The following is a 2,499-nucleotide window of genomic DNA, read 5'->3' as shown; positions in this document are numbered from 1 at the left end:
GCCTGGCCCGGCTCGAGTACCGCGGCTACGACTCCGCCGGCGTGGCGCTGCTCGACGGCGGCCACGTCGAGACCCGCAAGAAGTCGGGCAAGCTCGCCAACCTCGTGGCCGAGCTCGACGCCGACCCGCTCCCGGCGTCGACGACCGGCATCGGCCACACGCGCTGGGCCACGCACGGCGGTCCGACCGACCAGAACGCCCACCCGCACCGGGGTGGCGAGGACGGCAAGCTCGCCCTCATCCACAACGGCATCATCGAGAACTTCCACGCCCTGAAGCAGGGACTGCTCGCCGACGGCGTCGTGTTCACGAGCGAGACCGACACCGAGGTCGTCGCGCACCTGCTCGCCGCCGCCTACGAGCGCGAGCACGACCTGACCTCCGCGATGCGGGTCGTCGTCGCCGACCTCGAGGGAGCCTTCACGCTCCTCGCGATCCACGCCGACCAGCCCGGCGTCGTCGTCGGCGCCCGCCGCAACAGCCCGCTCGTGGTCGGCCTCGGCGACGATGCGAACTACCTCGGCTCCGACGTCGCCGCCTTCATCGGCCACACCCGCCACGCGCTCGAGCTCGCCCAGGACCAGATCGTCACGATCACACCCGACGGTGCCTCGGTCATCAACTTCGACGGCACGCCGGCGGAGGGCAAGGCCTACGAGGTGACGTGGGACGCCGCCGCCGCCGAGAAGGGCGGTTACGCGACCTTCATGGAGAAGGAGATCCACGACCAGCCGCACGCCGTGGCCGACACGCTGCTGGGTCGCACCGACGCGGACGGCCGCCTCGTCCTCGACGAGATGAGCGTCTCCGAGGAGCAGCTGCGCGCGGTCGACCGCATCACCATCGTGGCCTGCGGCACCGCGGCCTACGCCGGCATGGTCGCGAAGTACGCCATCGAGCACTGGACGCGCATCCCCGTCGAGGTCGCGCTCGCGCACGAGTTCCGCTACTGCGACCCCATCGTCAACGACCGCACGCTCGTCGTCTCCATCAGCCAGTCCGGCGAGACGATGGACACCCTGATGGCCGTCAAGCACGCCCGCGAGCTCGGCGCCGTCACGGTGTCGGTGTGCAACACCCACGGCTCGACCATCCCGCGCGAGTCCGACGCGGTGCTCTACACGCACGCCGGCCCCGAGATCGCGGTCGCCTCGACGAAGGCGTTCCTGGCGCAGATCACCGCCTGCTACGTGCTCGGTCTCTATCTCGCCCAGCTGCGCGGCGGCTCCTACGCGGACGACGCGCAGTCGGTCATGAAGGAGCTCGGCGGCGTCCCGGCCAAGATCGAGACGCTGCTCGGCCAGATGGACCGGGTCAAGGAGGTCGCCGGCTTCATGGCCGACACCCGCTCGGTGCTCTTCCTGGGCCGCCACGTCGGCTACCCGATCGCCATGGAGGGCGCGCTCAAGCTCAAGGAGCTCGCCTACATCCACGCCGAGGGGTTCGCCGCCGGCGAGCTCAAGCACGGACCGATCGCGCTCATCGAGCCCGGTCAGCCGGTCTTCGTCGTCGTGCCGTCGCCGACGAGCGAGCACGGCCTGCACGGCAAGGTCGTGAGCAACATCCAGGAGATCCGCGCCCGCGGCGCCCGCACCCTCGTCATCGCCGAGGAGGGCGACGACTCGGTCGCGCCGTTCGCCGACGAGGTGATCCGGGTGCCTGCGACGTCACCGCTGCTCGCGCCGCTGCTCACCGTCGTGCCGCTGCAGGTCTTCGCCCTGTGGCTCTCGACCGCCAAGGGCCTCGACGTCGACCAGCCGCGCAACCTCGCCAAGTCGGTCACGGTCGAGTGACGTGATCGTGGGGGTCGGTATCGACGTCGTGGACATCGAGCGTTTCGAGGCGACCCTCGAGCGCACCCCGGCGCTGCGCGAGCGGCTCTTCACCGTCGAGGAGCGCCACCTCGGCATCGCCTCCCTCGCCGCGCGGTTCGCGGCCAAGGAGGCCTTGGCCAAGTCCCTCGGCGCGCCGGTCGGCCTGCACTGGACCGATGCCCGGGTCGTGTCGGACGACGACGGGCGTCCCTCGCTCGAGATCGGCGGGACGGTTCTCGCACGGGCCAACGACCTCGGCGTCGACTCCTTCCACGTCTCCCTGTCCCACGACGCGGGCGTCGCGTCGGCCGTCGTCATCGCGGAGGGCTGATGATCCGCGCACACTCCGTCGAGGCCGTCCGGGCGGCCGAGGCCGCCGCCATGGCGCAGCTGCCCGAGGGTGAGCTCATGTCGCGCGCCGCGCTCGGCCTCGCCGAGGTCGCCGCGGCGCGCCTCGACGACACCGACGGCACCACCGTCGTCGGGCTCGTCGGCGCGGGCGACAACGGTGGCGACACGTTGTATGCCGTCGCCCACCTCGCCGAGTCGGGCTTCGCCTGCGCCGTGGTGCTGGTTCCGGCAGCCGGCCGCTCGGGCGTGCACGCGGCTGCCCTCGCGGCCACGGAGGCGGCCGGGGTCATGGTCCGCGTGGCCGCCGACGACCCGGACGCCGCGGCCCACGTGG

At 72.0% G+C, this 2,499-nt stretch carries 3 protein-coding genes; all 3 read left to right on the top strand.

Annotation, left to right across the window (positions count from 1 at the left end):
* Positions 1 to 2 precede the first annotated feature (2 nt).
* Positions 3 to 1,793 carry a glutamine--fructose-6-phosphate transaminase (isomerizing) gene (glmS, locus tag AC1DP0_RS20775; RefSeq protein WP_478088262.1) on the top strand — a complete coding sequence of 597 codons (1,791 nt, stop codon included), beginning with the start codon at positions 3 to 5 and terminating at the stop codon, positions 1,791 to 1,793.
* A gap of 1 nt (position 1,794) precedes the next feature.
* The gene (locus tag AC1DP0_RS20770; RefSeq protein WP_478088260.1) at positions 1,795 to 2,145 is read left to right on the top strand and encodes a holo-ACP synthase; all 351 of its coding nucleotides are present in this window, start codon (positions 1,795 to 1,797) and stop codon (positions 2,143 to 2,145) included.
* On the top strand, positions 2,145 to 2,499 hold a 355-nt coding region (locus AC1DP0_RS20765; RefSeq protein WP_478088258.1), incomplete at its 3' end, for an NAD(P)H-hydrate epimerase. The genes AC1DP0_RS20770 and AC1DP0_RS20765, both read left to right, overlap by 1 nt.

Source organism: Terrabacter sp. P5_B1, from assembly GCF_056400505.1.
The sequence above is the reverse complement of the archived record's forward strand: the minus strand, read 5'-3'. Positions and strand labels throughout refer to the sequence as shown.